Below are 21087 nucleotides of genomic sequence, written 5' to 3' on the forward strand. Positions count from 1 at the left end.
GCTGGACTTACCCACGATGCTTCTATATTCGCCCTGCAGCTGTGACCGCGAAGGTCCGTCGGTTCCCAGGCGCCGTGTGTGACCTCGCGCCGCACGTGGTGTGGTGACAGCACAGCGGTAGATCGAAATCCAGTGGGAACCCCCCTGAAGGAAGGCGAAGGAGGACAGCTCGTGATCCGCGCCTACAAGTTCCTCCTGCGTCCCACAGCCCGTCAGGCGGCTGCGCTGGGAGAGATGCTGCAAGACCACTGTTCGCTGTACAACGGGGCGTTGCAGGAGCGGCGGGAAGCCTGGCGGCATAGATCGAAGACGAGCATCAAATACGGGGACCAGTCGGCTCAGTTGAAGGAGATCCGGGCGTTCGACCCTGAGCAGCAGGGCCGCTGGTCGTTCTCCTCCCAGCAGGCCACGCTTCGACGCCTGGACAACGCCTTCGCCGCCTTTTTCCGCCGTGTCAGGAACGGCGAGAAACCCGGTTACCCCCGCTTCAAGGGCGTGGGGCATTTCGACACTGTGGTCTTCCCCAAGAACGGGGACGGCTGCCGCTGGGACTCCACCCCGCACGACCCGCACACCCGTGTGCGTCTCAAGGGGGTCGGGCACGTCCGGGTGCACCAGCACCGGCCGGTACAGGGCCGGGTGAAGACGATCAGCATCAAGCGTGAGGGTAAGCGTTGGTACGTCATCATGGCGTGCGACAAGATCCCCGCCGAGGTGCTGCCGCCCACCGGTACGGTCGTCGGCATCGACATGGGCACCGTTCACTTGTTCACCACCTCGGACGGCGTGCACGAGCCGAACCCGAAGTTCCTCGACGACGCGGCCGAGGAGCTGGCCGCAGCCCAGCGGCACCTTGCGACCTTCCCGAGGCGGACTCGCCAACGCACTAAAAAGCACCGCGCTGCGGCTCGGAAGGTCGCCAAGCTTCATGCCAAGATCCGGCGGCGGCGACTCGATCACCACCACAAGATCGCCCGCGCGCTGATCCGCCACTACGACGTCATCGCGCACGAGCGGCTGAACCTGACGGGCATGACGAAAGCGCCCGCACCCAAGCCCGACCCCCACCAGAACGGTGCGTTCCTCCCGAACGGCGCGGCAGCCAAGGCCGGGCTCAACAAGGGGATCCTCGACGCGGGCTGGGGGCAGTTCCTCGGAATCCTGGCGAACAAGGCTGAGAGTGCCGGTCGCTTGGTGATCCCGGTGGAGGCCCGCAACACCTCCCGCACGTGCCCGCCCTCTGCCGGAGGGTGTGGCCACGTGGCGAGGGAGAACCGCGTTACTCAAGCGAAGTTCCAGTGCAGAGCGTGCGGGTTCACGGCGAACGCGGACCATGTCGGCGCTCTGAACGTCCTCGATAGGGCCGGGCTGGTCCTCTGCGACGCTGCTTAGCCAGCGACGCAGGAAGCCCGCGCGTTTACGTGTGGGCGGAGTCACCAGGACTCGTCCCCGTACTCACTCTGCAATGTGCGCGCGAACTTCGACAGCGCCGTGTCCTCCGGGCGCTTCTCCATCTCCGGTGCGCCCACGTGCTCCCAGGACCACTTGCCGGCCGTGCCCGAGGGGAGCTTGGCCATGTTCTCGTCCGAGGGCCAGAAGTCCTTGATCCGCATCAGGTCCGCCAGCATGTACCCGGCTATCGCCTCGTACAGCCGCTCCACCACCGCGTCCGCGTGATCGGCCAGCTCGCCCATGCCGAAGCCCCACTCCTTGAGGAACCCCTTGCCCGATTCGAGGAGTTCGGGCGCGCCGCAGTGCTGGAGATAGGACGTCAGCTTCTCCTGGCCGTTCTTCACGGCCCGGGCCCCGATGACCGACTCCTCCAGCGGGGCGATTAGGCCCTTCACCGAAGCGATCTCGATCTTGTAGCCGTCGGCACCCTCGTTGCCGCCGTACTTGCCGTGTTCGCCGCCCTCGCTGGGGGCGCGGTTCACATTCCGGGCATCAGGATCCGCCACGCTCGGCCCCCTCCTCGCGGCCGTCCGCTTCCTGGCCGTCTGCTTCCTGAGCTTCCGCTTCCTGAGCTTCCGCTTCCTGGGGCTCCGCTTCCTGGTGGGGCTCCGCTTCCTGGCCGTCCGCGTCGCGCAGCGTCCGCGCGTCCAGCAGGAAGGGGCGCTCGCCCAGCGGATCCACCAGCGCCCGTACGCCCTCGGGCAACAGGCCCACCAGGTCCTCGACGGTCGTGGACGCCCATCCGCACGCCCCCGCGAAGCGGGCGAGCCCCTCGACCGAGGTGAAGACCGGTATGAGCGGGCCGTCTTCGGCGGTCTCCGAGACCAGGAAGCCCGGCTCCTCCGGACGCTGGAAGTACAGCCGCGCCTTCCGCAGCGCCGCCCACTTCTCCCGCTCCGGCATCCGCGCGGCGGTCTCCTGGCGGATGAGGTCCGCCAGCGTCGTTTTGCCAGCCTGAGCAGGCGGTCTGCTGTCCCCTCCGCCAAACATGAGGGCTATCTTCACACAGTTGACCGACACTTTCGGTAACCGGCGCGCCGCTCCCCGCAGCCGGATCCCCGCGGCCGCCGCCCGTCCAGGTCAGGCGTCCGCCACCAGGAGCCGATAGCCGACGTCGAGGGTGTCGAGTGCGAGCAGGTCGGTGTGGCGGTCATGCCATCGGCCAGTTGTGAGGTCGTCGGCGAGCATGGTCAGGCCGGGGGCGAGGGTGTCGTCTCCGGTCTGGGCGAGCATGGAGATTCCGGCGCGGACCCGCGGGTCGAGGTAGGCGTGGGGGCGGCGCCAGTACGCCGCGCCGAACCCGTCCGTGCAGTCGTGCGGGATGTGGACGGGCTCCTGACGCGCCCCGCCGAGCAGACTGGCCAGCCGGTCGGTCGGGATGGCGCGAGTGTCGTCGAAGGCGGCGGCCTGGGGGAGGTACTCGCGTACCAGCCAGAACCGCTCGCGGAAGATCCGCTGGTCCCAGGTCAGGACGACGATGCGACGGCGCGCGACCCGGCGGAGTTCGGCGATGCCGGCCGCGAGGTCACTCCAGTGATGGACGGTCAGCAGTGCCATGACGGCGTCGGCGGCGTTGTCGCGCAGCGGAAGGCGTTCGGCGACCGCGGCTACGGCGGGCGCTGACCGGGGTGGGCGCTGGGCAAGCATGACCTGGCTGGGCTCGACGGCGAGAACTGTCCGCGCCGGCTCGTAGGAACCGGTGCCCGCTCCTACGTTGATCACGTCTGCGGCGTCCCCGAGAGCGGTGTGAATCCGCGCGGCGATCCGCGGATCCGGCTGCCGCGTCCGGCTGTACGTCGCGCCGAGCGTGTCATAGATCGCCATGCCTTTGAACCTGCTCTCGGGAGAACGGAGAGGGCCGCCCCGGTTGTCCGGGGCGGCCTTCGCTGTGCCGCTACGGGGCCTGCTTCTGGATCAGGGCGCCGAGCTTCTTGATCAGGGCGTCGAGCTTCTGGATCAGGGCGTCGAGGCGGTTCCGGCGATGGACTCGGCCGGTTGCCGGGAGCCACCCGCGCCGCCGAGCCACTTCAGCCCGTCGAGCAGGAACCGGTTTTGCGTCTGGCTCGCGAAGGTGGACGACAGGGGGGTGTTGTGCTCGTAGTCCATCGCGTTGTGCCCGAAGTTCGCGTACAGCATCTTGTACTTGCTGTTCGTCCACAGGATCGGGTAGTAGCCGTCGTACCAGGTCTGATCGGGGTCGGTGCCGAGCGGGAAGCTGCTCGGGTCGACGGAGGCCAGGATCTTGATGTCCGGGTTCTTCCGCAGGTCCTTCGACCAGCTGTACCACTCGCTGACCGACGAGGTGAAGGTGGCGGGCAGCGCCTTGGTGGACGGGTGGGTCCGGTCCTCGACCCGCAGGGTGGCCGTGGTCGGGCCCCAGGTGTTGGACTTGAAGTTGCCGCTGCCGAGGAACTCGTCGTGGTACCAGGGCCAGCTCTGCGCCTCGGTGGTGAAGGCCGCCACGTGGAACCCCATCCAGGCGCCGCCGGCGCGCATATAGCGCTCGAACCCGGACCGTTGGGCGGCGGTCTGCGGCAGGTCGTCGAGGAACAGCACCACCTGGTAGTCGTCGGTCCCGATGTCGTTGAGCTGGTTCCAGTCGTTGCTCGCCGTATAGGTGAAACCGTTCTGCTCGGCCTGCTTCGGGAACCAGTCGTTCGCCTCGTGAACGAAGTTGATGTGGGCGGCGTCCCACGTCCCGTTGTACAGGGCCAACACCTTGAACGGCGCGGCCGCGCCGCGCGCCGTCGCGTGGACGGGGGTGATCGCCAGCCCCAGCAGCGTGGCCAGCAACACCAGCAGCCGTATGGCCACGGATGGCGTCCTGGACGATCTGAGGTCTTCGCTCTTCCGCATGCGTGCTCCTCGCTGTACGGATGATGCCGCTGTCACGGGTGGGGGATCAGGACATTGACGGCGAACGCCGACACGGCTGCGGAGCGGGTCGTTCACCACCGCAGAGGCACGGCCCTTCGCAGATGGGCGAGGTGAACGTAAAGGTCTGAACCAATCCCGTCAAGAGATTCCGCCGTTCAGCCGATGCGCGGAGCTTTTTCTCAATGGGTAAATGTCAATGCTTTTGATGACAGATCGCTCGGGAGCCATCGGGCCCGTCAGAGGGGCTCGGGCCCGGAAGTACAAGATCGGCAGGGCCTACCGGTTTTGTCCGCGGCTGGCTATCCCTGGAAGGGCGGTCCCGGTCAGGGCCGCGTTCCCGGAAGGAGCCCAGTCATGGACGACTGGTACGACGACTGGTATGTGGACGACCGCTGTACCAACTGCGATGTCGCCCGGCAGTTCGCGCCCGAGCTGATCAGCGAGGTCGGCGGGCGGTCGGAGATCGTGCGTCAGCCGCGCGACGAGGCGGAGACCCGGCGCCTGCATGCCGCCGTGTTCGCCTGCCCCACCCGCTCGATCCGCCCGGCGTCCGGGCAGCCGGACCGGGCGCTCGACCCGTTCCCCATGGCCCTGGACGACGGCGTGCTCATCTGCGGTCACAACTCCCAGCACACCGCCGGGGCCAACTCCTATCTGCTGCGGCGGCCGTCCGGCACGGCGATGATGATCGACACGCCGCGCTGGAGCCGGGAGCTGGCCGGGCGTTACGCGGCATCGGGCCCCGTCACCGATGTGCTGCTGACCCACCGCGACCACGCCGCACACGGCCGTCGCTACGCCGATCACTTCGGCGCCCGGCTGTGGATCCACGAGGGCGACCTGGACGCGGCGCCCGACGCGGACCAGGTGATCCGGGGCCTGGAGCCCGTGGAGATCGGCCCGGGGGTCACCGCCCATCCGCTGCCGGGCCACACTCTGGGCAGTGTGCTCTACCTCGCGGACGACCGGTACTGCTTCAGCGGTGACAGCATCTACTGGTCGCGCGCGCTCGGAGATCTGGCCGTGGCGGAGAGCGTGACCTGGCACTCCATCGAGGAGCTGGCCGCCTCACTGGCGAGGGTGGCCGGACGGCTGCGTTGTGAGTGGGTCCTGCCGGGCCACGGGGATCGGTGCCATCTGGGCGCCGACGAGATGTCCCGGCGGTTGCGGGCGCTGGCGGAGCGCACGGGGCTGCTGCGGCCCCGGCCGATCGACTTCGGGGCCGTCCGGTGGTGAGGCCCTCTGGGGGTGAGGCCGTCCGGTGGTGAGGGAGCTGGGGGAAACCGGGACCGGGTCCGGCGGAGGTCGGTGACCACTGGGTTTCTGTAGGAAGTCGACAGGGAGGGGCACCCGCCCCTGTGGGTGCCCGATTCCTCCTCGAGGGCCTGGGACCGATAGTTTGCGGGGGTAGGGGTCGGCACTCATGGTGACGTCCGTGACGTCCGGCGGTCCATGGACAGACCGCGTCAGACCGCGTCAGAACCGTGGCGGACCCCGACAGACATCGTCGACAGACGTCGACGGAGATCGACAAGAGAAGGTGGTCCCTTGAGCCGCTCGGTTCTCGTCACCGGAGGCAACCGCGGCATCGGCCTCGCCATCGCCCGTGCCTTCGCCGACGCTGGCGACAAGGTCGCCATCACCTACCGGTCCGGTGAGCCGCCGGCCGGCTTCCTCGCGGTGAAGTGCGACATCACCGAGCCGGAGCAGGTCGAGCAGGCGTACAAGGAGATCGAGGAGAAGCACGGCACGGTCGAGGTCCTGGTGGCCAACGCCGGGGTCACCCGCGACCAGCTGCTGATGCGGATGACCGAGGAGGACTTCGCCGCCGTCCTCGAGACCAACCTCACCGGCACGTTCCGCGTGGTCAAGCGGGCCAACCGGGGGATGCTGCGGGCCCGTAAGGGGCGCGTGGTGCTGATCTCGTCGGTCGTCGGGCTGATGGGTTCGGCCGGTCAGGCGAACTACGCCGCGTCCAAGGCGGGTCTGGTGGGCTTCGCCCGCTCCCTCGCCCGTGAGCTGGGGTCGCGCAACATCACCGTCAATGTGGTCGCGCCCGGTTTCGTCGACACGGACATGACGCGCGCGCTCAACGACGATCAGCGCGAGAACATCGTGAAGCAGGTACCGCTCGCGCGTTACGCGCAGCCCGAGGAGATCGCCGCCTCGGTCCGCTTCCTGGCCTCCGACGAGGCCGCGTACATCACTGGAGCCGTCATCCCTGTCGACGGCGGATTGGGCATGGGTCACTGAACGTCATGAGTGGAATTCTCGCTGGTAAGCGCATCCTGGTCACGGGCGTCATCACCGAGGCGTCCATCGCCTTCCACGCCGCCAGGCTGGCCCAGGAGGAGGGCGCCGAGGTCATCCTCACCGGCTTCGGCCGCGTCTCCCTCGTCGAGCGGATCGCCAAGCGGCTGCCCAAGCCCGCCCCGGTCATCGAGCTGGACGTGCAGAATCAGGAGCAGCTGGACGGCCTGGCCGACAAGGTGCGCGAGCACCTGGGCGAGGGCGTCGACCTCGACGGCGTGGTGCACTCCATCGCCTTCGGCCCCCAGGGCGCGTTCAACTTCCTCGAGGGCACCTGGGAGGACGTCGGCACGGCCGTGCACGTCTCCGCCTACTCCCTCAAGGCGCTCACCATGGCGTGCCTGCCGGTCATGCCGCGGGGCGGCTCGATCGTCGGCCTGACCTTCGACGCCCAGTTCGCCTGGCCGAAGTACGACTGGATGGGCGTGGCCAAGGCGGCGCTGGAGTCCACCAACCGCTACCTCGCCCGCGACCTCGGCGAGCAGAACGTGCGCTGCAACCTGGTCTCCGCCGGGCCCATCAAGTCCATGGCCGCGAAGTCCATCCCCGGCTTCGAGGAGCTCGCGGACGTGTGGAACCACCGGGCCCCGATCGGCTGGGACCTGACCGACCCGGAGCCGGCCGGCCGCGGCGTCGTCGCCCTGCTGTCCGACTGGTTCCCGCGCACCACGGGCGAGATCGTGCATGTCGACGGCGGTGTGCACATGATGGGTGCCTGAGCCCACCGGCCGCGCCCACGGCGTTTCCGCGTGACGGCCGCCGTCCCGCTCCCGCGCACCGCGGGTCCGGGCGGCGGCCGTTCCGTGTCCGCGTTCACGTTCCGTGTCCGCGTTCACGTTCACCCGTTCGGGGGAGCAGGACGCGCGTACGGGTGGTGGATACACGCACTGTGGAGTCATACACCCCGTAACGCCTAATACCCCCGATACCCCCGATACGCCTGATACGACGAACCGACTCACCGGAGCGCCCGCGCCAGCGACACGGCCGAGGAGGTCCCGCATGCGTACGACCCGCCGTGTCGCGGCCGCGGTGCTGCTCGTCGCCACGGTGGGTCTGATCATCGCCGCCTCCAGCTCCGCCGCGCAGGACCGCCCCCGGCCGCGCGAGGCCGCCTGCAGCACCACGGTGCGCGGCTCGCACGCCACGGCCAGCTGCTTCAACCCCAATCCCCGCGCCGACCGGGTGCAGCTGCACGTCGAATGCGCCCACTGGTGGGACCCGGACATGGACGCCCGCCCGGTGGAGGTCGGCCCAGCCCAGTATGTGCGGCTCGCCGAGCGCTGCTGGAAGGAGATACGGAAGGCCTGGGTGAGCCACCGCTGAGCGCGGGGGCTACTACGCATGCGTCAGCCCGTGGCCAGGTCGCTCAGCCGCTCCGGAAACGGCAGCCGAACGGGTGGGTGCTGGCCTCGGCCGCCGCCCGCTCCCCGGCCCCCTCCCGGATCGCCTCCACCAGCCGTCCGTGGTCCACATACGTGTCCGGGCCCATCCCGCTGTCGACGTCCGCGCGCAGGAAGTCCCGTACGACCGCGCCCAGATCCGCGTACAGCTCGGCCAGCACATCGTTGTGCGCGGCGGCCACGACCACCATGTGCAAGGTGGCGTCCGCCTCGACGAAGGCGTCCGGGTCGCCCGCCTCCCAGGCCCGCTCGCGCCGGTCCAGCTGGGCGTCCAGCTGCTTGAGGTCCTGCTCGGTACGGCGCTCCGCGGCCAGGTGGGCCGCCTTCGTCTCCAGCGCGCTGCGCAGCTCGGCCACATGGCGGGGGTCGGCACCGGCGAAGCGGCGGTGCATCACCCCGGCCAGTTCGCTGGTGGCCAGCACATAGGTGCCCGAGCCCTGGCGGATGTCCAGCAGTCCGTTGTGCGCGAGGGCGCGCACGGCCTCCCGCACGGTGTTGCGCGCGACCCCGAGCTGCTCGACCAGCTCGGGCTCGGTGGGGATCCGCGAGCCCACCGGCCACTCGCCCGAGGTGATCTGGGCGCGCAGCTGGGCGATCACCTGGTCGGCGAGGGCGGAGCGCCGGGGCGAGGTCAGCGGCATGACTCTCCTGTGCTTACGGCTGTGCTTGCGGGCGTGCTTGCGGCGGACGCGGATACGGATGCGGACGTGGATACGGACGTGGATATGGACGCGGACGCGGATGCGATGCGGATGGGGCCCGAGGTGGGCGAAGGGACGACGACCCTTCCATGATGCCGCCCGGCCGTTACCGGGTGGTCGCTATCCACTGGACGAGCATTCATCCCATGATTCTATGATGGTCGGCATGCATACGCCCCCGACTGACGACCTCGCGACGCCCGAGACCGCCGCCTCCGCGCCCCGCCCGGCGGAACACGGAGGACCGCGCCGCGCGGCCTCGCCCTGGCGCGGCCGCGTCATGGCGGCAGGGCTCATGCTCGCCGCGCTCAATCTCCGCCCCGCCGTCACCAGTCTCGGTCCACTGCTCGAGGAGGTCCGCGACGACCTCGGGATGAGCGGCACCGTCGCCGGAGTGCTCACCTCCGTGCCCGCGGCCTGCTTCGCGCTCTTCGGGCTCACCGCGCCCCGGCTGGCCCGGCGCTGGGGGGCGGGGGCCGTCGTCTGCGCCGGGCTCGCCGCCATCGCCACCGGTCTGCTGCTGCGCCCCTTCGCCGGCGGGACCGTGGTCTTCCTGGCCGCCAGCGCGCTCGCCCTGGCCGGGATCGCGGTGAGCAACATCCTGATGCCGGTGATCGTCAAGCGCTGGTTCCCGGACCGGGTCGGCGCGATGACGGGGCTGTACTCGATGGGCCTGTCGCTGGGCACGGCCGCCGCCGCGGCGGCCACCGTGCCGATGACCGACGCACTGGGCGGCTCCTGGCGGAGCGGGCTCGGGGTGTGGGCGCTGCTCGCCGCGGTGGCACTGGTGCCCTGGCTGTTCCTCGCCCGAGCCGGTGGGAGCGGCTCGGAGGCGGGCGGTACGGATACGGACGCACCCGCCGCGGCCGAGACCGCCGCGGCCCCCGCCGATGCCCCCGCGATGCGCATCACCCGCTCCCCCCTCGCCTGGGCCATGGCCGTCTTCTTCGGCTTCCAGGCCACCGCCGCGTACATCTCCATGGGCTGGATGCCGCAGATCTTCCGGGACGCCGGGGTCTCCGCCTCCACCTCCGGTCTGCTGCTGGCCGTGATGATGGCGATGGGCGTGCCGCTCGCCTTCGTCCTGCCGCGGATCGCCGCCCGGCTGCGGCACCAGGGCGTCCTGGTCGTCATCCTCGGCGTCTTCGGGCTCACCGGTTACGCCGGGCTGTGGCTGGCCCCGGCCGAGGGCGCCTGGGCGTGGGCCGTGCTGCTCGGCATCGCCAACTGCGCCTTCCCGCTCGCCCTCACCATGATCGGCATGCGGACGAGGACCCACGCGGGCGTCGTCCGGCTGTCGGCCTTCGCACAGAGCGTCGGCTATCTGCTGTCCATCCCCGGCCCGCTGCTGGTCGGCGTGCTCTACCAGCACAGCGGCGGCTGGGGGCAGCCCATCGCGCTGATGGCCGGGTTCATGGTGCCGCAGATCGTCGCGGGCGTACTGGCCGGACGCGACCGCCACCTCGAGGACGAGGCCTGACGAGCGCGAAGCACGAGGACGAAGGCAAGCCGGACGAGCTCGAAGCCGGACGAGCTCGAAGCCGGACGAGGACGAGGCCTGACCAGCGCCAAGCCCGAGCAGGGCGAGGCTCGCGCGGTCTCGCGTACCGGGGATGGGACACTGGTGCCATGCCAGTGCTCGATGAGAACCCCCCGAACGGCCAGAAGAAGCTCCTCGTCATCTTCGGCGTGATGCTGGGCATCACCGTGATCATCGGCGTGATCGCCACCATCGCCTCACCCTGACCTGGGGCGAGACGCCGGATGGTGGGGCTGGCCCCACCATCCCCTAGGGGGCTGGGCTCAGGGGTAACTGGGTGGCTCACCGGATGGGAGACGCCCCGCCCGCTCCGTACCGTCGAACCATCGACACGTTCGGCGACCCCGGAGGCGATCCCATGTCCGCCCGCACCCATACCCGGCCCGCGCATCCGGTGGACAGCGGCATGGACACCCGGCTGCCGTGGTGGGCCGTCGCCCTCCCGGCCGTGGCCTTCGCGGCGCTGCTGCTCCTGCTGACCGGACCCACCGACGCCCATGCCGACAGCGGTGGCTCAGGGCCGGTCTCGCAGGTCGTGGAGTTGGTGCAGCGGGCCTTCGGGGAGGCGGCACCGTGACCACCGTAGGTGGTGGAGATCAGTTGTGTCCGCCGTATCGCGGGTGTGCTCACGTTTGACGAGGTCGTTCCAACACCCTGCGCCTCGTGCACCGATTCATGCGAAGCTGGGACGCATGAGCGTCGATGTGCCCCGCAGGATTGTCCTCCTTCGACACGCCAAGGCCGACTGGCCCCAGGTGGCCGACCATGAGCGCCCGCTCGCGGAGCGCGGCCGCAATGACGCCCCGCTCGCCGGGCGCCGGATCGCGGACGCCGGTCTCACCCCCGAACTCACCCTCTGCTCCACCGCACTGCGCACCCGTGAGACCTGGAAGCTGGTGGTCCACGAGCTGCCGCGGCGCCCCAAGACCGTCTACGAGGAGCGGCTGTACGACGCCCCGGTCGGTCAGCTCATCGAGGTGATCAACGAGACTCCGGACGACATCACCGACCTGCTGGTCGTCGGTCACAACCCCGGGATGCACGGCCTCGCCGACGCGCTGGCGGGCGACGCCGACGAGGACGCCAAGGAGCACATGGACCGCGGTGCCTTCCCCACCTCCGCGTTCGCGGTCGTGACGTTCAGCGGCTCGTGGAAGTCGGTCGAGATCGGCTGCGGGCGGCTGACCAGCTTCTGGGCGCCCCACGAGTGAGCCGAGCGAGCCGCTCGCCGGACGTGCCGCCCCGGGCGTGATGCCACGTCCCAACGGACCGGCCCCCGCTCCACCGTCGTCGTAGTCGTACGGGGGAGCGGGGGCCGTTCCGCGTTCCGGACCGGGCCCGTCAGTCCACGTGCGCGTCCGCCGCCTCGACCTCGTCGCGGGTCACGCCCAGCAGGTACAGCACGGTGTCGAGGAACGGCACGTTCACGGCGGTGTGCGCGGCCTCCCGGACCACCGGCTTGGCGTTGAAGGCGACCCCCAGACCGGCCGCGTTCAGCATGTCCAGGTCGTTCGCCCCGTCGCCGATCGCGACCGTCTGCACCAGCGGCACCCCCGCCTCGGCCGCGAAGCGCCGCAGCAGCCGGGCCTTGCCCGCCCGGTCCACCACCTCGCCGATCACCCGGCCGGTCAGCTTGCCGTCCACGACCTCCAGGGTGTTGGCGGAGGCGAAGTCCAGGCCAAGACGTTCCTTGAGGTCGTCGGTGACCTGCGTAAAGCCACCGGAGACCACGCCCACCTGATAGCCGAGCCGCTTCAGGGTGCGGATCAGCGTACGGGCGCCAGGGGTGAGCCGGACCTCGGCACGCACCTTCTCCACCACGGACTCGTCGATCCCCGCCAGCAGCGCGACCCGCGCGTGCAGCGACTGCTCGAAGTCCAGCTCACCGCGCATCGCCCGGGCCGTGACCTCGGCGACCTCGGCCTGACAGCCCGCATGCGCGGCGAAGAGCTCGATCACCTCGTCCTGGATCAGGGTGGAGTCCACGTCCATGACCACCAGCCGCTGCGCCCGGCGCTGCAGCCCCGACGCCACCACGGCCACATCGACGCCGATATCGGCGGCCTCGGTGGCCAGCGCGGTGCGCAGCGGTTCGGTCTCGGCGCCGGACACCTCGAACTCCACGGCCGTCACCGGATACTTCGCCAGCCGGAAGATCCGGTCGATATTGCCGCCGGTGCCGGTGATCCGGGAGGCGATGGCGGCCGTCGACTCGGCGGTCAGCGGATTACCCAGCACGGTGACGTGCGACCGGCCCGTGCCACGCGGCCGGTTGTCGCCCCGGCCGGAGATGATCTCGGCCTGGAGCCGCATCGACTCCGCCCAGCTGTGCACGGTGGCCCGCAGATCGCCCTCCGCTCCGTCGGCCTTGGGCGCCGTGACCAGGACACACAGCACGATGCGGCCCCGGGTGACGACCTGCTCTATGTCGACTATGTGCACGCCGTAGGCGGCGAGGGTGTCGCAGAGCCCGGCGGTGATACCGGGGCGGTCCTTGCCGAAGATCTTGACAAGGAGGGTCGGGACATCATCGTCCGGAACGGTGGTGACAGGGGGGATCCGCGATGCGCTCATGGTCTTCCCACCGTATCCGGCTGTTCGCGCGGTGCGCGCGGCAGCCCGCACCGTGGACGGCCATCCGAGGCGGAACATTCATGTCCCGGTCGCCATGATGTCACCCCTCGCATGATCGGCGGCGTCATGCGCCACGCCCGCCGCCCTGCTCCCGGGGCCCGCCGTCGCCCTCGTCCGGCCGCGCGAGCGCCACCGCCCGGCGCCCCGCCGCCCCCGTCGCCCATGCCGCCAGCGCCCCGGCGGCCCCCGTCACCGCGCCCCACCCCGCGCCCAGCGCCAGCGCCGACGCGGCGTTCCCGTACAGCTCGATCCCCGCCCCGAAGGCGTCGAAGCCGAGCACGGACAGGCTCGCCCCCGCCGAGACCCGGGTCACCCCCACCAGCAGCGGCAGCGCGAGCGCGGTCACCACGGCCAGCCGCAGCGCACACCACCCCGCGAAGGCGAGCGGCCGGGAGCTCCCGGTGGGTGACGGCTGGGAGCTCCCGGTGGGTGACGGCTGGGAGCCCCCGGTGGGTGACGGCCGGGAGCCCCCCACGGGCGTACGGGCCGCCGTGAGTACCCCGGCGGCGAGCATCAGCAGCACACTCGCGACCACCAGCAGCCAGACCCGGCCGTCGAGCTCGGCCAGCCGCCCCACCGTGAGCCGCTCCCCGCCCGGCCCGGCGAGCAGCTCGTCCACCGGGTCGGGCAGCACCTGCCGCAGCGCACCGCTCGCCCGGCCGTACCAGGGGACGAACAGCCCGAGCGGTACCCCGATCCAGACTCCGTTGGGCGCGCCGAGCAGCGCCGACCCGAGCACCAGCCCCGGATGGTCGTCCCCGATCGCCGCGTAGATTCCGGCCACCAGGCCCGCGCCGACCGCGAGCAGCAGCACCCCGCACAGCGCGGACACCGCCGGCCGGACCGTGCGGTGCAGCGCCCGCGTACCGGGCGGCAGCGGGGTACGGCGCGAGGCGAGCAGCGCGAGCAGCAGGACGGCGACGACCCACACCACGCCGCCCAGCAGCGAGCGGCCGGGGACCACGGTGAAGCCGACGGACGCCTTGGCGCCGACGAGGTCGGACAGCCGGTCCGGCAGCAGCCCGCCGCCGATGTCCGCGATATCGCCCAGCTGCTCGGGGAGCCGGCTCAGCAGATCATGCTCGGCCTGCTCGGTGCCGAGGCCGCGGCGGACGAGCGTGGCGCCGTCGATCGTGACCGTATCGTTGCCCACCCAGGTCAGCCCGGCGAGCAGCAGCAGGAAGAGCAGGGCCACCAGGCCCGCCCGCGCCGCGAGTTCGGCCCGGCCGATCACCGCCCCCGCGCCCCGCAACGACCGTACGAACAGCCATCCCAGCAGCAGCGCGCCGACCAGACTCACCCCGAGTGGCGCGATATCGATGGCGGCGTGAGCCTGGGCCCCCTCCAGCCCGAAGACGCCCACATCGCCGGACGGAGTGACGGAACCGCCGACCGCCAGCACCGTCGCCGCGGCGGCCATCGGCCCGAGCGCGCCCGCCCCGTCCGCGCCGATCAGATGCAGACCGAGCGCGGCGATGCCGACCATGGCCAGGAACGCCCAGCTCACCGAGGCGATCGCGGCGAGCAGCGCGGGCCCCCAGGGCACTCGTACGCCGCCGCTCGCGCTCATACCGCCGACCCCCCGATCGTCGCGAGTTGCCCGGATAAACCATGATCCGCACTATCCGTGAGCGCTTACCACTTTCCGAGGGCCTTTCGGATGAGTCAATGACGCCCGAGATGCGGTCTTGTCAAAACCCGACTTCCGGTGAAGGGACTGAGCCTGAAATAGTTCCTCACGATGTTCGCCATCCCTAGACTCCCTGTGTCAGGGGGTAACTCGGGGGACAACTAGTGGGGCGCGGAGTGCCGGAACTCGTACTGGAATTGAACGGACAGACCTGGACACTTGATCCATCCAGGTCGTACAGCCTGGGGCGTGACCCGCAGGGCGACATGGTGCTGGACGACGCCAGGGTCTCCTGGCGACATGCCACGGTGCGCTGGGGTGGGCGCAGTTGGATCATTGAGGATCAGGGTTCCACCAACGGCACCTATGTGCAGGGCCAGAGAATTCAACAGGTGGAAATCGGCCCTGGTTCGGCCGTCCATCTCGGCAATGCCACCGATGGCCCCCGGCTCAGCGTCTCCGGCGGCGGTGCCCCCTCGGGCGGTGCGCCCTCGATGGGTGCCGCGGGTGCCGCGGGCGCGTACGGCCAGCAGGCGGCGATGGGCATGCCCCAGCAGGGCCAGCAGGCTCACCAGGGCCAGCAGCCCCCCGCCCAGCAGCAGCCGCAGCAGCCCGGCCCCGGCGGCTGGCCGCAGCAGGGCGGACAGCCGCCCCAAGGGCAGCCGCAGGCGCAGCCCCAGGGGCAGCCCCAAGGCTGGCAGCAGCAGCCCCAGGCCCCGCACCAGCAGCAGCCGTTCATCCCGCAGCAGCAGGCGCCCCATCAGCAGCCGCAGCAGCAGGCCCCCCAGCCGCACCAGCAGCAGCCCCAGGCCCCGCAGAGCAACCTCGCGCAGAGCGGCCCCGGCGCCGGTCCCTCCGGCCCGGCCGGCACCGCGACCGCCCAGGGCGATCGCAGCCCGACCACCTTCCACCAGCTGGCCGCCGGCCGGGTGATGCGCATCGGTCGTGCGCTGGAGAACGAGCTGGTCGTCTCCGATCTGCAGGTCTCGCGCCACCACGCCGAGTTCCAGGCGCTGCCCGACGGCCGCTTCGAGATACGTGACCTCGGCAGCCACAACGGCACCTATGTCAACGGTCAGCCGGTCCGGCAGCAGATCATCGGCCCCGCCGACACCGTCGGCGTCGGTCACTCCACCTTCCGGCTGGTCGGCGACCGCCTCGAGGAGTTCGTCGACACCGGTGCGGTCTCCTTCTCGGCCCGCCATCTGACGGTGACGGTCGACGGCGGCAAGCAGATCCTCAAGGACGTCTCCTTCGGCGTCCCGGAGAAGTCCCTCGTCGCGGTCATCGGCCCGTCCGGCTCCGGCAAGTCCACGCTGCTCAAGGCGCTCACCGGTTACCGCCCGGCCAACGAGGGCGATGTCCTCTACGACAACCGGAACCTCTACAAGCAGTTCGCCGAGCTGCGCCAGCGCATCGGTCTGGTGCCCCAGGACGACATCCTCCACAAGGAGCTGACCGTCCAGAAGGCCCTGCGCTACGCCGCCAAGCTCCGCTTCCCCGGTGACACCGCCGAGGCCGAGCGCGAGGCCCGGATCGACGAGGTACTGCGCGAGCTCAAGCTGGACATCCACCGGGAGAAGAAGGTCACCGCCCTCTCCGGCGGTCAGCGCAAGCGGGTCTCGGTCGCGCTGGAGCTGCTCACCAAGCCGTCGCTGATCTTCCTGGACGAGCCGACCTCCGGTCTCGACCCGGGCATGGACCGCGATGTCATGCAGCTGCTGCGCGGTCTGGCCGACGACGGCCGTACGGTGCTGGTGGTCACCCACTCGGTCGCCGAGCTCGCGCTGTGCGACAAGCTCCTGGTGATGGCGCCGGGCGGCTCGGTGGCGTACTTCGGCCCGCCGGACGAGGCGCTCAACTTCTTCGGCTACAGCAGCTGGGCGGATGTCTTCTCGGCGTTCGAGAACTACCGCGACTACGACTGGGCGGGCCGCTGGCGCGGTTCGCAGCACTACCAGATGTACGCCGCGGACCTGGACTCCGTCGCCCCGCAGTCCGTCCATGTCCAGGCGCCGCCGACCCGGATGCAGAAGCCACAGAGCTGGGGTTCGCAGCTGTGGACGCTGATCCGCCGCTATCTGTCGGTGATCGGCTCCGACAAGGGCTTCATGGGGCTGATGGTGATCCTGCCCGCCGTGCTGGGGGCGGTGAGCGTCGTCATCCCGGCGAAGTTCGGCCTTCAGCTGGCCCCGAAGGGCAGTTTCAACCAGGCCGCCGGGACGGTGTTGCTGATCCTTGTGGTCGGTATGTGCTTTACCGGCGCGGCCAATTCCGTACGAGAACTGATCAAGGAACGGGTCATCTACGAACGGGAACGGGCGGTCGGCCTGTCCCGCTCCGCGTATCTGATGTCCAAGGTGATCGTGCTCGGCGTGATCACCGCATGCCAGGGCGTCATCATCTCCGCCATCGGTCTCTCGACGCGCAAGCTGCCCGAAGAGGGCCTGCTGATGCCGCCGGCCGCCGAACTCTGCGTGGCCGTCATCGCGATCGGCTTCACCTCGATGATGGTGGGCCTGGTCATCTCGTCCCTGGTGAAGACCGCCGAGAAGACCATGCCGCTGCTGGTCATGTTCGCGATCATCCAGGTGGTCTTCACCGGTGTGCTGTTCAAGATCTTCGGATCGCCGGGTGTGGAGCAGTTCGCGTGGCTGATGCCGTCCCGCTGGGCGATCGGCGCGGCCGGTGCCACGCTGGACCTCGGCCCGGGCGTCGGTCACATGATGGCGCCGTGGGACAGCAAGAAGCCCCTGGACACCGACCCGTTGTGGGAGCACACCACCACCCAGTGGGGCATCGACATGGTCGCGCTGATCGTCCTGGGCATCGTGTGCGGCATCACGGTCGCACGGCTGCTGCGCCGCCATGAGCCGGAGGTCATGCGCAAGTAGCCGCGAAAAGCACGGCTACGCCGAAGGGCGGCGGCACCCCTCGCACACAGGGGGTGCCGTCGCCCTTCGGCGTCGGAACGCCGGGTTCTTGATGGGCCCTTCAGGCTCAGTACGGGCCGTTCACGTTGTCCATGGAGCCGTACCGGTCGGCGGCGTAGTTGCAGGCGGCGGTGATGTTCGCGACCGGGTCGTAGGCGTCCCAGGCGGTGCCCTCGACGTGGTAGGCCTGGAAGGTCGGGGCTATTACCTGGAGCAGGCCCTTGGAGGGCACGCCGTTCTGGGCGTTGATGTCCCAGTTGTTGATGGCGCGCGGGTCGCCGCCGGACTCCCGGATGATGTTGCGGCGGATGCCCTCGTAGGAGCCGGGGATGCCCTTCTTCTTCATGATGTCGAGGGATTCGCGGATCCAGCCGTCGAGGTTGTCCGGGTAGGTCTTCTTCTGGACGGCGACCGTCTCGATACGCGTGGCGGAGCGGCTCGCGGCCTGCTTGACGGCGCGCTCCTTGGCGGCCTTGGCCTCGGCGGCCTTCTTCGCGGCGGCCTCTTCCGCCGCCTTCTTCGCGGCGGCTTCCTCCGCTGCCTTCTTCTTCGCGGCGGCCTCTTCCGCTGCCTTCTTGGCCGCCTCTTCCTTGGCCTGCTTGGAGGCGAGGGCGGACTGCTTCACCAGGACCTCGTGGTGGGCCTGGGCGTCGGCCTTCTGCGAGGTGAGGGCGACCGGCTTGTTCGGCAGGTCCTGGGCCGTGGTCTTGGCGCTGGCGTCACCACCGGGGACGACGGCGAAGGCTATGGCGGCCGCACCGGCGGCTGCGATTCCGGCGGCGGAGTACTTGTGCGTCTTGTTGAGACGGCTGTAACCGGGGATTTTGGGCAGGGGCATGGCGGAGTAGACCTCTTCCAATCGCTTGAGTCGCAGGCCATATCGGCGCGCAGAGCGCCGTTCCTGGATCTACGGCGCCGTGCGACTGGGTGAAATTCTTAGCTGCCGCAAAAAGTTGTCGCAAAGGCGTGACATACGATGCTGCTTAGTGGATAAGTAGGCCGCTCATGCCCACGCGGACGGCCGTCATCCCCGCTCAGTCGCCTATGAAACGTCCACTAAGCGCGTTCGTACGTGATTTCGGTCGTGTGTCCGGGCTCACATCGCGGAGCTTCTCATATTGCGCGCTGTGCCCACGCAAATGCTCAGGGTGTTTGTTTTTTCCACCCCTGTAACAGCCCCTTTGGGGGCCTCGTGTGCGCCGTTCGACCTAGGGCTCAGGTCTTATCGGGTGGCCGCCGACCGGCCGATATGCCCACGGATGGCGGTGGGTACGGTAATGCCCATGACGAAAGGACGGGGTGGCGGAGCCGAGGCCGGGCTGAGCCGGGTGAGCGCGGCGCTGCTCGCCATGAGCCGACATCTGGAAGTCCGTGATGTCCTAAAGACCATCGTTGTGTCCGCCCGTGAGCTGCTCGATGCGGAGTATGCCGCTCTGGGGGTTCCGGATGATCACGGGGGTTTCGCCCAGTTCGTAGTAGATGGGGTCAGTGAGGAGCAGTGGCGGGCCATCGGACCGCTGCCTCGGCAGCACGGCATTCTCGCCGCGATGCTCAAGGACGCCACTCCGCAGCGACTCGCCGATGTGCGGCTGGATGACCGTTTTGAGGGATGGCCATCAGCTCATCCCGTTATGTCGGATTTCTTGGGACTTCCCATTGCCGACGGCGATGAAGTTCTCGGCGCGGTATTCCTCGCCAACAAGCGATGTCCCAAGCCCGAGGGTGGCTGCGGTTTCACCGCCGAGGACGAGGAACTGCTGTCCATCCTGGCCCAGCACGCGGCCATCGCCCTGACCAACGCCCGGCTCTACGAGCGCAGTCGCGAGCTCACCATCGCCGGGGAGCGGGCCAGGCTCGCCCATGAGCTGCACGACGCGGTCTCCCAGAAGCTCTTCTCGCTGCGGCTGACCGCCCAGGCGGCCACGGCCCTGGTGGACCGCGACCCCGGCCGCGCCAAGGACGAGCTCCAGCAAATCGCGCTGCTCGCCGCCGAGGCCGCCGACGAACTGCGCTCCGCCGTCGTGGAGCTGCGCCCCGCCGCCCTCGACGAGGACGGCCTCGTGGCGACCCTCAGGACCCAGGTGCAGGTGCTCGACCGGGCGCACTCGGCCCATGTCACCTTCGCCTGTCACGGCGTACGGGCGCTGCCCGCCGCCCAGGAGGAGGCCGTGCTGCGGGTGGCCCAGGAGGCCCTGCACAACGCGCTGCGCCACGCCGACGCGCGGCAGGTGGACGTCACCCTCGCCCGGCGCGGCCAGGGCGCCCGGCTCCGCGTCGCCGACGACGGCAGGGGATTCGACCCCTCGGCCGTACGGCGCGCCGGGCACCACCTCGGGCTGGTGTCGATGCGGTACCGGGCCGGCGGCGTCGGCGGCGGTCTGACGGTGGAGTCGGCGCCCGGCAAGGGCACCGTGATCGAGATGGAGGTGCCCGGTGGCTGACCCGGGACGGATTCGGGTGCTGCTCGTCGACGACCATCAGGTGGTCCGGCGCGGCCTGCGGACCTTCCTCGAGGTCCAGGACGACATCGAGGTGGTCGGGGAGGCGTCGGACGGCGAGGAGGGCGTCGCCCGCGCCGAGGAGCTGCGCCCCGACGTCGTCCTCATGGACGTGAAGATGCCCGGCCTGGACGGGATCGAGGCGCTGCGCACCCTGCGCGACCTCGACAACCCCGCCCGGGTGCTGGTGGTGACGAGCTTCACCGAGAAGCGCACCGTGGTCCCCGCCCTGCGCGCGGGCGCCGCGGGCTATGTCTACAAGGACGTGGACCCCGAGGCGCTGGCCCGCGCCATCCGGTCCGTCCACTCCGGGCATGTGCTGCTCCAGTCCGAGGTGGCCCTCGCGCTGCTCTCCCAGGAGGACGGCGGCGGCCAGGGGCGCGGCGGGTCGCTCACCGAGCGCGAACGCGAAGTGCTGGCGCTGATCGCGGACGGCCGGTCCAACCGGGAGATCGCCCGTGCGCTGGTGCTATCCGAAAAGACCGTAAAAACCCATGTGTCCAACATTCTTATGAAATTGGATCTGGCCGATCGCACTCAGGCCGCCCTATGGGCGGTACGGCACGGGATCGGAGCATGAACAGCGTTTCTCCGTGAAATCACACCAACGTGTGGCGATCACTCGAACAGCGCAACTCGCCATCGGCCGGGCCGTTCTTCACGGCGTACCGCGGCGTACCGCCGCGGTGATGCGCTGATGAATGAAGGGTCTTGAGAAGTGAAGAACATCAAGAGGTTCGCTGCCCTCACGATCGTGGCCGGCGGACTCGCCGTCGCCGGTGCCGGTGTCGCCTCCGCCCAGGGCCCCCAGGCCGACGGTGGGGCGATGACGTCCCCGGGTGTCGTTTCCGGCAACAACATTCAGGCGCCCGTCCACGTGCCCGTGAACGCTTGCAGCAACACCATCTCGGTCATCGGGGCCATGAACCCGGCGTACGGCGTCCCCTGCGGCCGCTGACCGCCCCCCTGGCGGATATCCCGACGCACCACCGGCCGGCCCCGGAGGCACCCGCCTCCGGGGCCGGCCCCATGTCGGCCTCCGAGCCCCGCGACATCCCCCCCGTGGTGGTCAGAGACCCGTGACGGCCAGAGATCTGCGGTGGTCAGCG

20 protein-coding genes and 1 pseudogene are annotated in these 21087 nt (G+C 70.0%); 13 read left to right on the top strand and 8 right to left on the bottom strand.

Annotated elements, in window-relative coordinates; genetic code table 11:
- Nucleotides 1–171 precede the first annotated feature (171 nt).
- A complete protein-coding gene (locus JK364_RS25775) occupies nucleotides 172–1392 on the top strand; it encodes an RNA-guided endonuclease InsQ/TnpB family protein (protein ID WP_201853633.1) in 1221 nt (406 codons plus the stop codon).
- 41 nt (nucleotides 1393–1433) lie between these two features.
- On the opposite strand, the gene JK364_RS25780 is transcribed toward JK364_RS25775, so the two are convergent.
- The 4 genes and pseudogenes from JK364_RS25780 to JK364_RS25795 all read right to left on the bottom strand — a co-directional run.
- Entirely contained in the window at nucleotides 1434–1958 is a 525-nt protein-coding gene (locus JK364_RS25780; protein WP_201853634.1) for a hypothetical protein, read from the bottom strand.
- Complete coding sequence (locus JK364_RS25785; protein ID WP_201853636.1) at nucleotides 1945–2355, bottom strand: SseB family protein; 411 nt, start codon at nucleotides 2353–2355, stop codon at nucleotides 1945–1947. Before JK364_RS25785 ends, JK364_RS25780 begins: the two co-directional genes overlap by 14 nt.
- 177 nt (nucleotides 2356–2532) lie before the next feature.
- Nucleotides 2533–3276, bottom strand: coding sequence for a class I SAM-dependent methyltransferase (locus JK364_RS25790; RefSeq protein WP_201853643.1), 744 nt, complete (start codon nucleotides 3274–3276; stop codon nucleotides 2533–2535).
- A gap of 144 nt (nucleotides 3277–3420) precedes the next feature.
- Nucleotides 3421–4308: pseudogene (locus tag JK364_RS25795) on the bottom strand (ThuA domain-containing protein); the annotation flags it as partial.
- A gap of 375 nt (nucleotides 4309–4683) precedes the next feature.
- Between JK364_RS25795 and JK364_RS25800 the strand changes: the two are divergent.
- The 4 genes from JK364_RS25800 to JK364_RS25815 all read left to right on the top strand — a co-directional run bounded on the left by JK364_RS25800 (nucleotide 4684) and on the right by JK364_RS25815 (nucleotide 7965).
- Nucleotides 4684–5565 carry an MBL fold metallo-hydrolase gene (locus JK364_RS25800; protein ID WP_201853646.1) on the top strand — a complete coding sequence of 294 codons (882 nt, stop codon included), beginning with the start codon at nucleotides 4684–4686 and terminating at the stop codon, nucleotides 5563–5565.
- 312 nt (nucleotides 5566–5877) lie between these two features.
- The gene (gene fabG, locus JK364_RS25805) at nucleotides 5878–6582 is read left to right on the top strand and encodes a 3-oxoacyl-[acyl-carrier-protein] reductase (protein WP_037963432.1); all 705 of its coding nucleotides are present in this window, start codon (nucleotides 5878–5880) and stop codon (nucleotides 6580–6582) included.
- Nucleotides 6583–6587: 5 nt separating this feature from the next.
- Complete coding sequence (fabI, locus tag JK364_RS25810) at nucleotides 6588–7358, top strand: enoyl-ACP reductase FabI (protein WP_201853649.1); 771 nt, start codon at nucleotides 6588–6590, stop codon at nucleotides 7356–7358.
- A 283-nt stretch (nucleotides 7359–7641) separates the two neighbouring features.
- On the top strand, nucleotides 7642–7965 hold the full coding sequence (locus JK364_RS25815; RefSeq protein WP_020872332.1) for a hypothetical protein: 324 nt from the start codon (nucleotides 7642–7644) through the stop codon (nucleotides 7963–7965).
- Nucleotides 7966–8008: 43 nt separating this feature from the next.
- Here the strand turns inward: JK364_RS25815 and JK364_RS25820 are convergent, their stop codons facing one another.
- A complete protein-coding gene (locus JK364_RS25820) occupies nucleotides 8009–8683 on the bottom strand; it encodes a FadR/GntR family transcriptional regulator (protein ID WP_201853651.1) in 675 nt (224 codons plus the stop codon).
- Between the two features lie 226 nt (nucleotides 8684–8909).
- On the opposite strand from JK364_RS25820, the gene JK364_RS25825 reads away from it, so the two are divergent.
- The 4 genes from JK364_RS25825 to JK364_RS25835 all read left to right on the top strand — a co-directional run bounded on the left by JK364_RS25825 (nucleotide 8910) and on the right by JK364_RS25835 (nucleotide 11494).
- Entirely contained in the window at nucleotides 8910–10223 is a 1314-nt protein-coding gene (locus JK364_RS25825; RefSeq protein ID WP_230992459.1) for a CynX/NimT family MFS transporter, read from the top strand.
- A 149-nt stretch (nucleotides 10224–10372) separates the two neighbouring features.
- A complete protein-coding gene (locus tag JK364_RS57100; RefSeq protein ID WP_251983317.1) occupies nucleotides 10373–10489 on the top strand; it encodes an SGM_5486 family transporter-associated protein in 117 nt (38 codons plus the stop codon).
- A 152-nt stretch (nucleotides 10490–10641) separates the two neighbouring features.
- Nucleotides 10642–10860 carry a hypothetical protein gene (locus tag JK364_RS25830; protein WP_201853652.1) on the top strand — a complete coding sequence of 73 codons (219 nt, stop codon included), beginning with the start codon at nucleotides 10642–10644 and terminating at the stop codon, nucleotides 10858–10860.
- Between the two features lie 115 nt (nucleotides 10861–10975).
- Entirely contained in the window at nucleotides 10976–11494 is a 519-nt protein-coding gene (locus JK364_RS25835) for a SixA phosphatase family protein (protein ID WP_201853653.1), read from the top strand.
- Nucleotides 11495–11624: 130 nt separating this feature from the next.
- Here the strand turns inward: JK364_RS25835 and serB are convergent, their stop codons facing one another.
- Both serB and JK364_RS25845 read right to left on the bottom strand, forming a co-directional pair.
- Nucleotides 11625–12857 (bottom strand): phosphoserine phosphatase SerB, encoded by a 1233-nt coding sequence (gene serB / locus JK364_RS25840; protein ID WP_201853654.1) that lies wholly within the window; start codon nucleotides 12855–12857, stop codon nucleotides 11625–11627.
- A 124-nt stretch (nucleotides 12858–12981) separates the two neighbouring features.
- Entirely contained in the window at nucleotides 12982–14487 is a 1506-nt protein-coding gene (locus tag JK364_RS25845; RefSeq protein ID WP_201853655.1) for a streptophobe family protein, read from the bottom strand.
- Between the two features lie 224 nt (nucleotides 14488–14711).
- Here JK364_RS25845 and JK364_RS25850 point away from each other — a divergent pair, with 224 nt between their 5' ends.
- Complete coding sequence (locus JK364_RS25850) at nucleotides 14712–17441, top strand: ABC transporter ATP-binding protein/permease (protein WP_201853661.1); 2730 nt, start codon at nucleotides 14712–14714, stop codon at nucleotides 17439–17441.
- A 106-nt stretch (nucleotides 17442–17547) separates the two neighbouring features.
- Here the strand turns inward: JK364_RS25850 and JK364_RS25855 are convergent, their stop codons facing one another.
- Complete coding sequence (locus tag JK364_RS25855; RefSeq protein ID WP_201853663.1) at nucleotides 17548–18318, bottom strand: transglycosylase SLT domain-containing protein; 771 nt, start codon at nucleotides 18316–18318, stop codon at nucleotides 17548–17550.
- 445 nt (nucleotides 18319–18763) lie between these two features.
- Here JK364_RS25855 and JK364_RS25860 point away from each other — a divergent pair, with 445 nt between their 5' ends.
- The 3 genes from JK364_RS25860 (at nucleotide 18764) to JK364_RS25870 (ending at nucleotide 20936) form a co-directional block, all read left to right on the top strand.
- The gene (locus JK364_RS25860; RefSeq protein WP_201853664.1) at nucleotides 18764–19921 is read left to right on the top strand and encodes a GAF domain-containing sensor histidine kinase; all 1158 of its coding nucleotides are present in this window, start codon (nucleotides 18764–18766) and stop codon (nucleotides 19919–19921) included.
- Complete coding sequence (locus JK364_RS25865; protein WP_201853665.1) at nucleotides 19914–20558, top strand: response regulator; 645 nt, start codon at nucleotides 19914–19916, stop codon at nucleotides 20556–20558. The genes JK364_RS25860 and JK364_RS25865 overlap by 8 nt, the downstream gene beginning before the upstream one ends.
- Before the next feature lie 138 nt (nucleotides 20559–20696).
- The gene (locus JK364_RS25870; protein ID WP_201853667.1) at nucleotides 20697–20936 is read left to right on the top strand and encodes a chaplin; all 240 of its coding nucleotides are present in this window, start codon (nucleotides 20697–20699) and stop codon (nucleotides 20934–20936) included.
- Nucleotides 20937–21087 lie beyond the last annotated feature (151 nt).

This window comes from Streptomyces endocoffeicus (genome assembly GCF_016741935.1).
Lineage (GTDB): Bacteria > Actinomycetota > Actinomycetes > Streptomycetales > Streptomycetaceae > Streptomyces > Streptomyces endocoffeicus.

Bases quoted from the DNA above. Each gene is read 5' to 3' on its own strand.
- JK364_RS25785 (WP_201853636.1), bottom strand. From the start codon at position 2,355: ATGCCGGAGCGGGAGAAGTGGGCGGCGCTGCGGAAGGCGCGGCTGTAC.
- JK364_RS25790 (WP_201853643.1), bottom strand. From the start codon at position 3,276: ATGGCGATCTATGACACGCTCGGCGCGACGTACAGCCGGACGCGGCAG.
- JK364_RS25800 (WP_201853646.1), top strand. From the start codon at position 4,684: ATGGACGACTGGTACGACGACTGGTATGTGGACGACCGCTGTACCAAC.
- fabI (WP_201853649.1), top strand. From the start codon at position 6,588: ATGAGTGGAATTCTCGCTGGTAAGCGCATCCTGGTCACGGGCGTCATC.
- JK364_RS25815 (WP_020872332.1), top strand. From the start codon at position 7,642: ATGCGTACGACCCGCCGTGTCGCGGCCGCGGTGCTGCTCGTCGCCACG.
- JK364_RS25820 (WP_201853651.1), bottom strand. From the start codon at position 8,683: ATGCCGCTGACCTCGCCCCGGCGCTCCGCCCTCGCCGACCAGGTGATC.
- JK364_RS25825 (WP_230992459.1), top strand. From the start codon at position 8,910: ATGCATACGCCCCCGACTGACGACCTCGCGACGCCCGAGACCGCCGCC.
- JK364_RS57100 (WP_251983317.1), top strand. From the start codon at position 10,373: ATGCCAGTGCTCGATGAGAACCCCCCGAACGGCCAGAAGAAGCTCCTC.
- JK364_RS25830 (WP_201853652.1), top strand. From the start codon at position 10,642: ATGTCCGCCCGCACCCATACCCGGCCCGCGCATCCGGTGGACAGCGGC.
- JK364_RS25835 (WP_201853653.1), top strand. From the start codon at position 10,976: ATGAGCGTCGATGTGCCCCGCAGGATTGTCCTCCTTCGACACGCCAAG.
- serB (WP_201853654.1), bottom strand. From the start codon at position 12,857: ATGAGCGCATCGCGGATCCCCCCTGTCACCACCGTTCCGGACGATGAT.
- JK364_RS25845 (WP_201853655.1), bottom strand. From the start codon at position 14,487: ATGAGCGCGAGCGGCGGCGTACGAGTGCCCTGGGGGCCCGCGCTGCTC.
- JK364_RS25855 (WP_201853663.1), bottom strand. From the start codon at position 18,318: ATGCCCCTGCCCAAAATCCCCGGTTACAGCCGTCTCAACAAGACGCAC.
- JK364_RS25860 (WP_201853664.1), top strand. From the start codon at position 18,764: ATGACGAAAGGACGGGGTGGCGGAGCCGAGGCCGGGCTGAGCCGGGTG.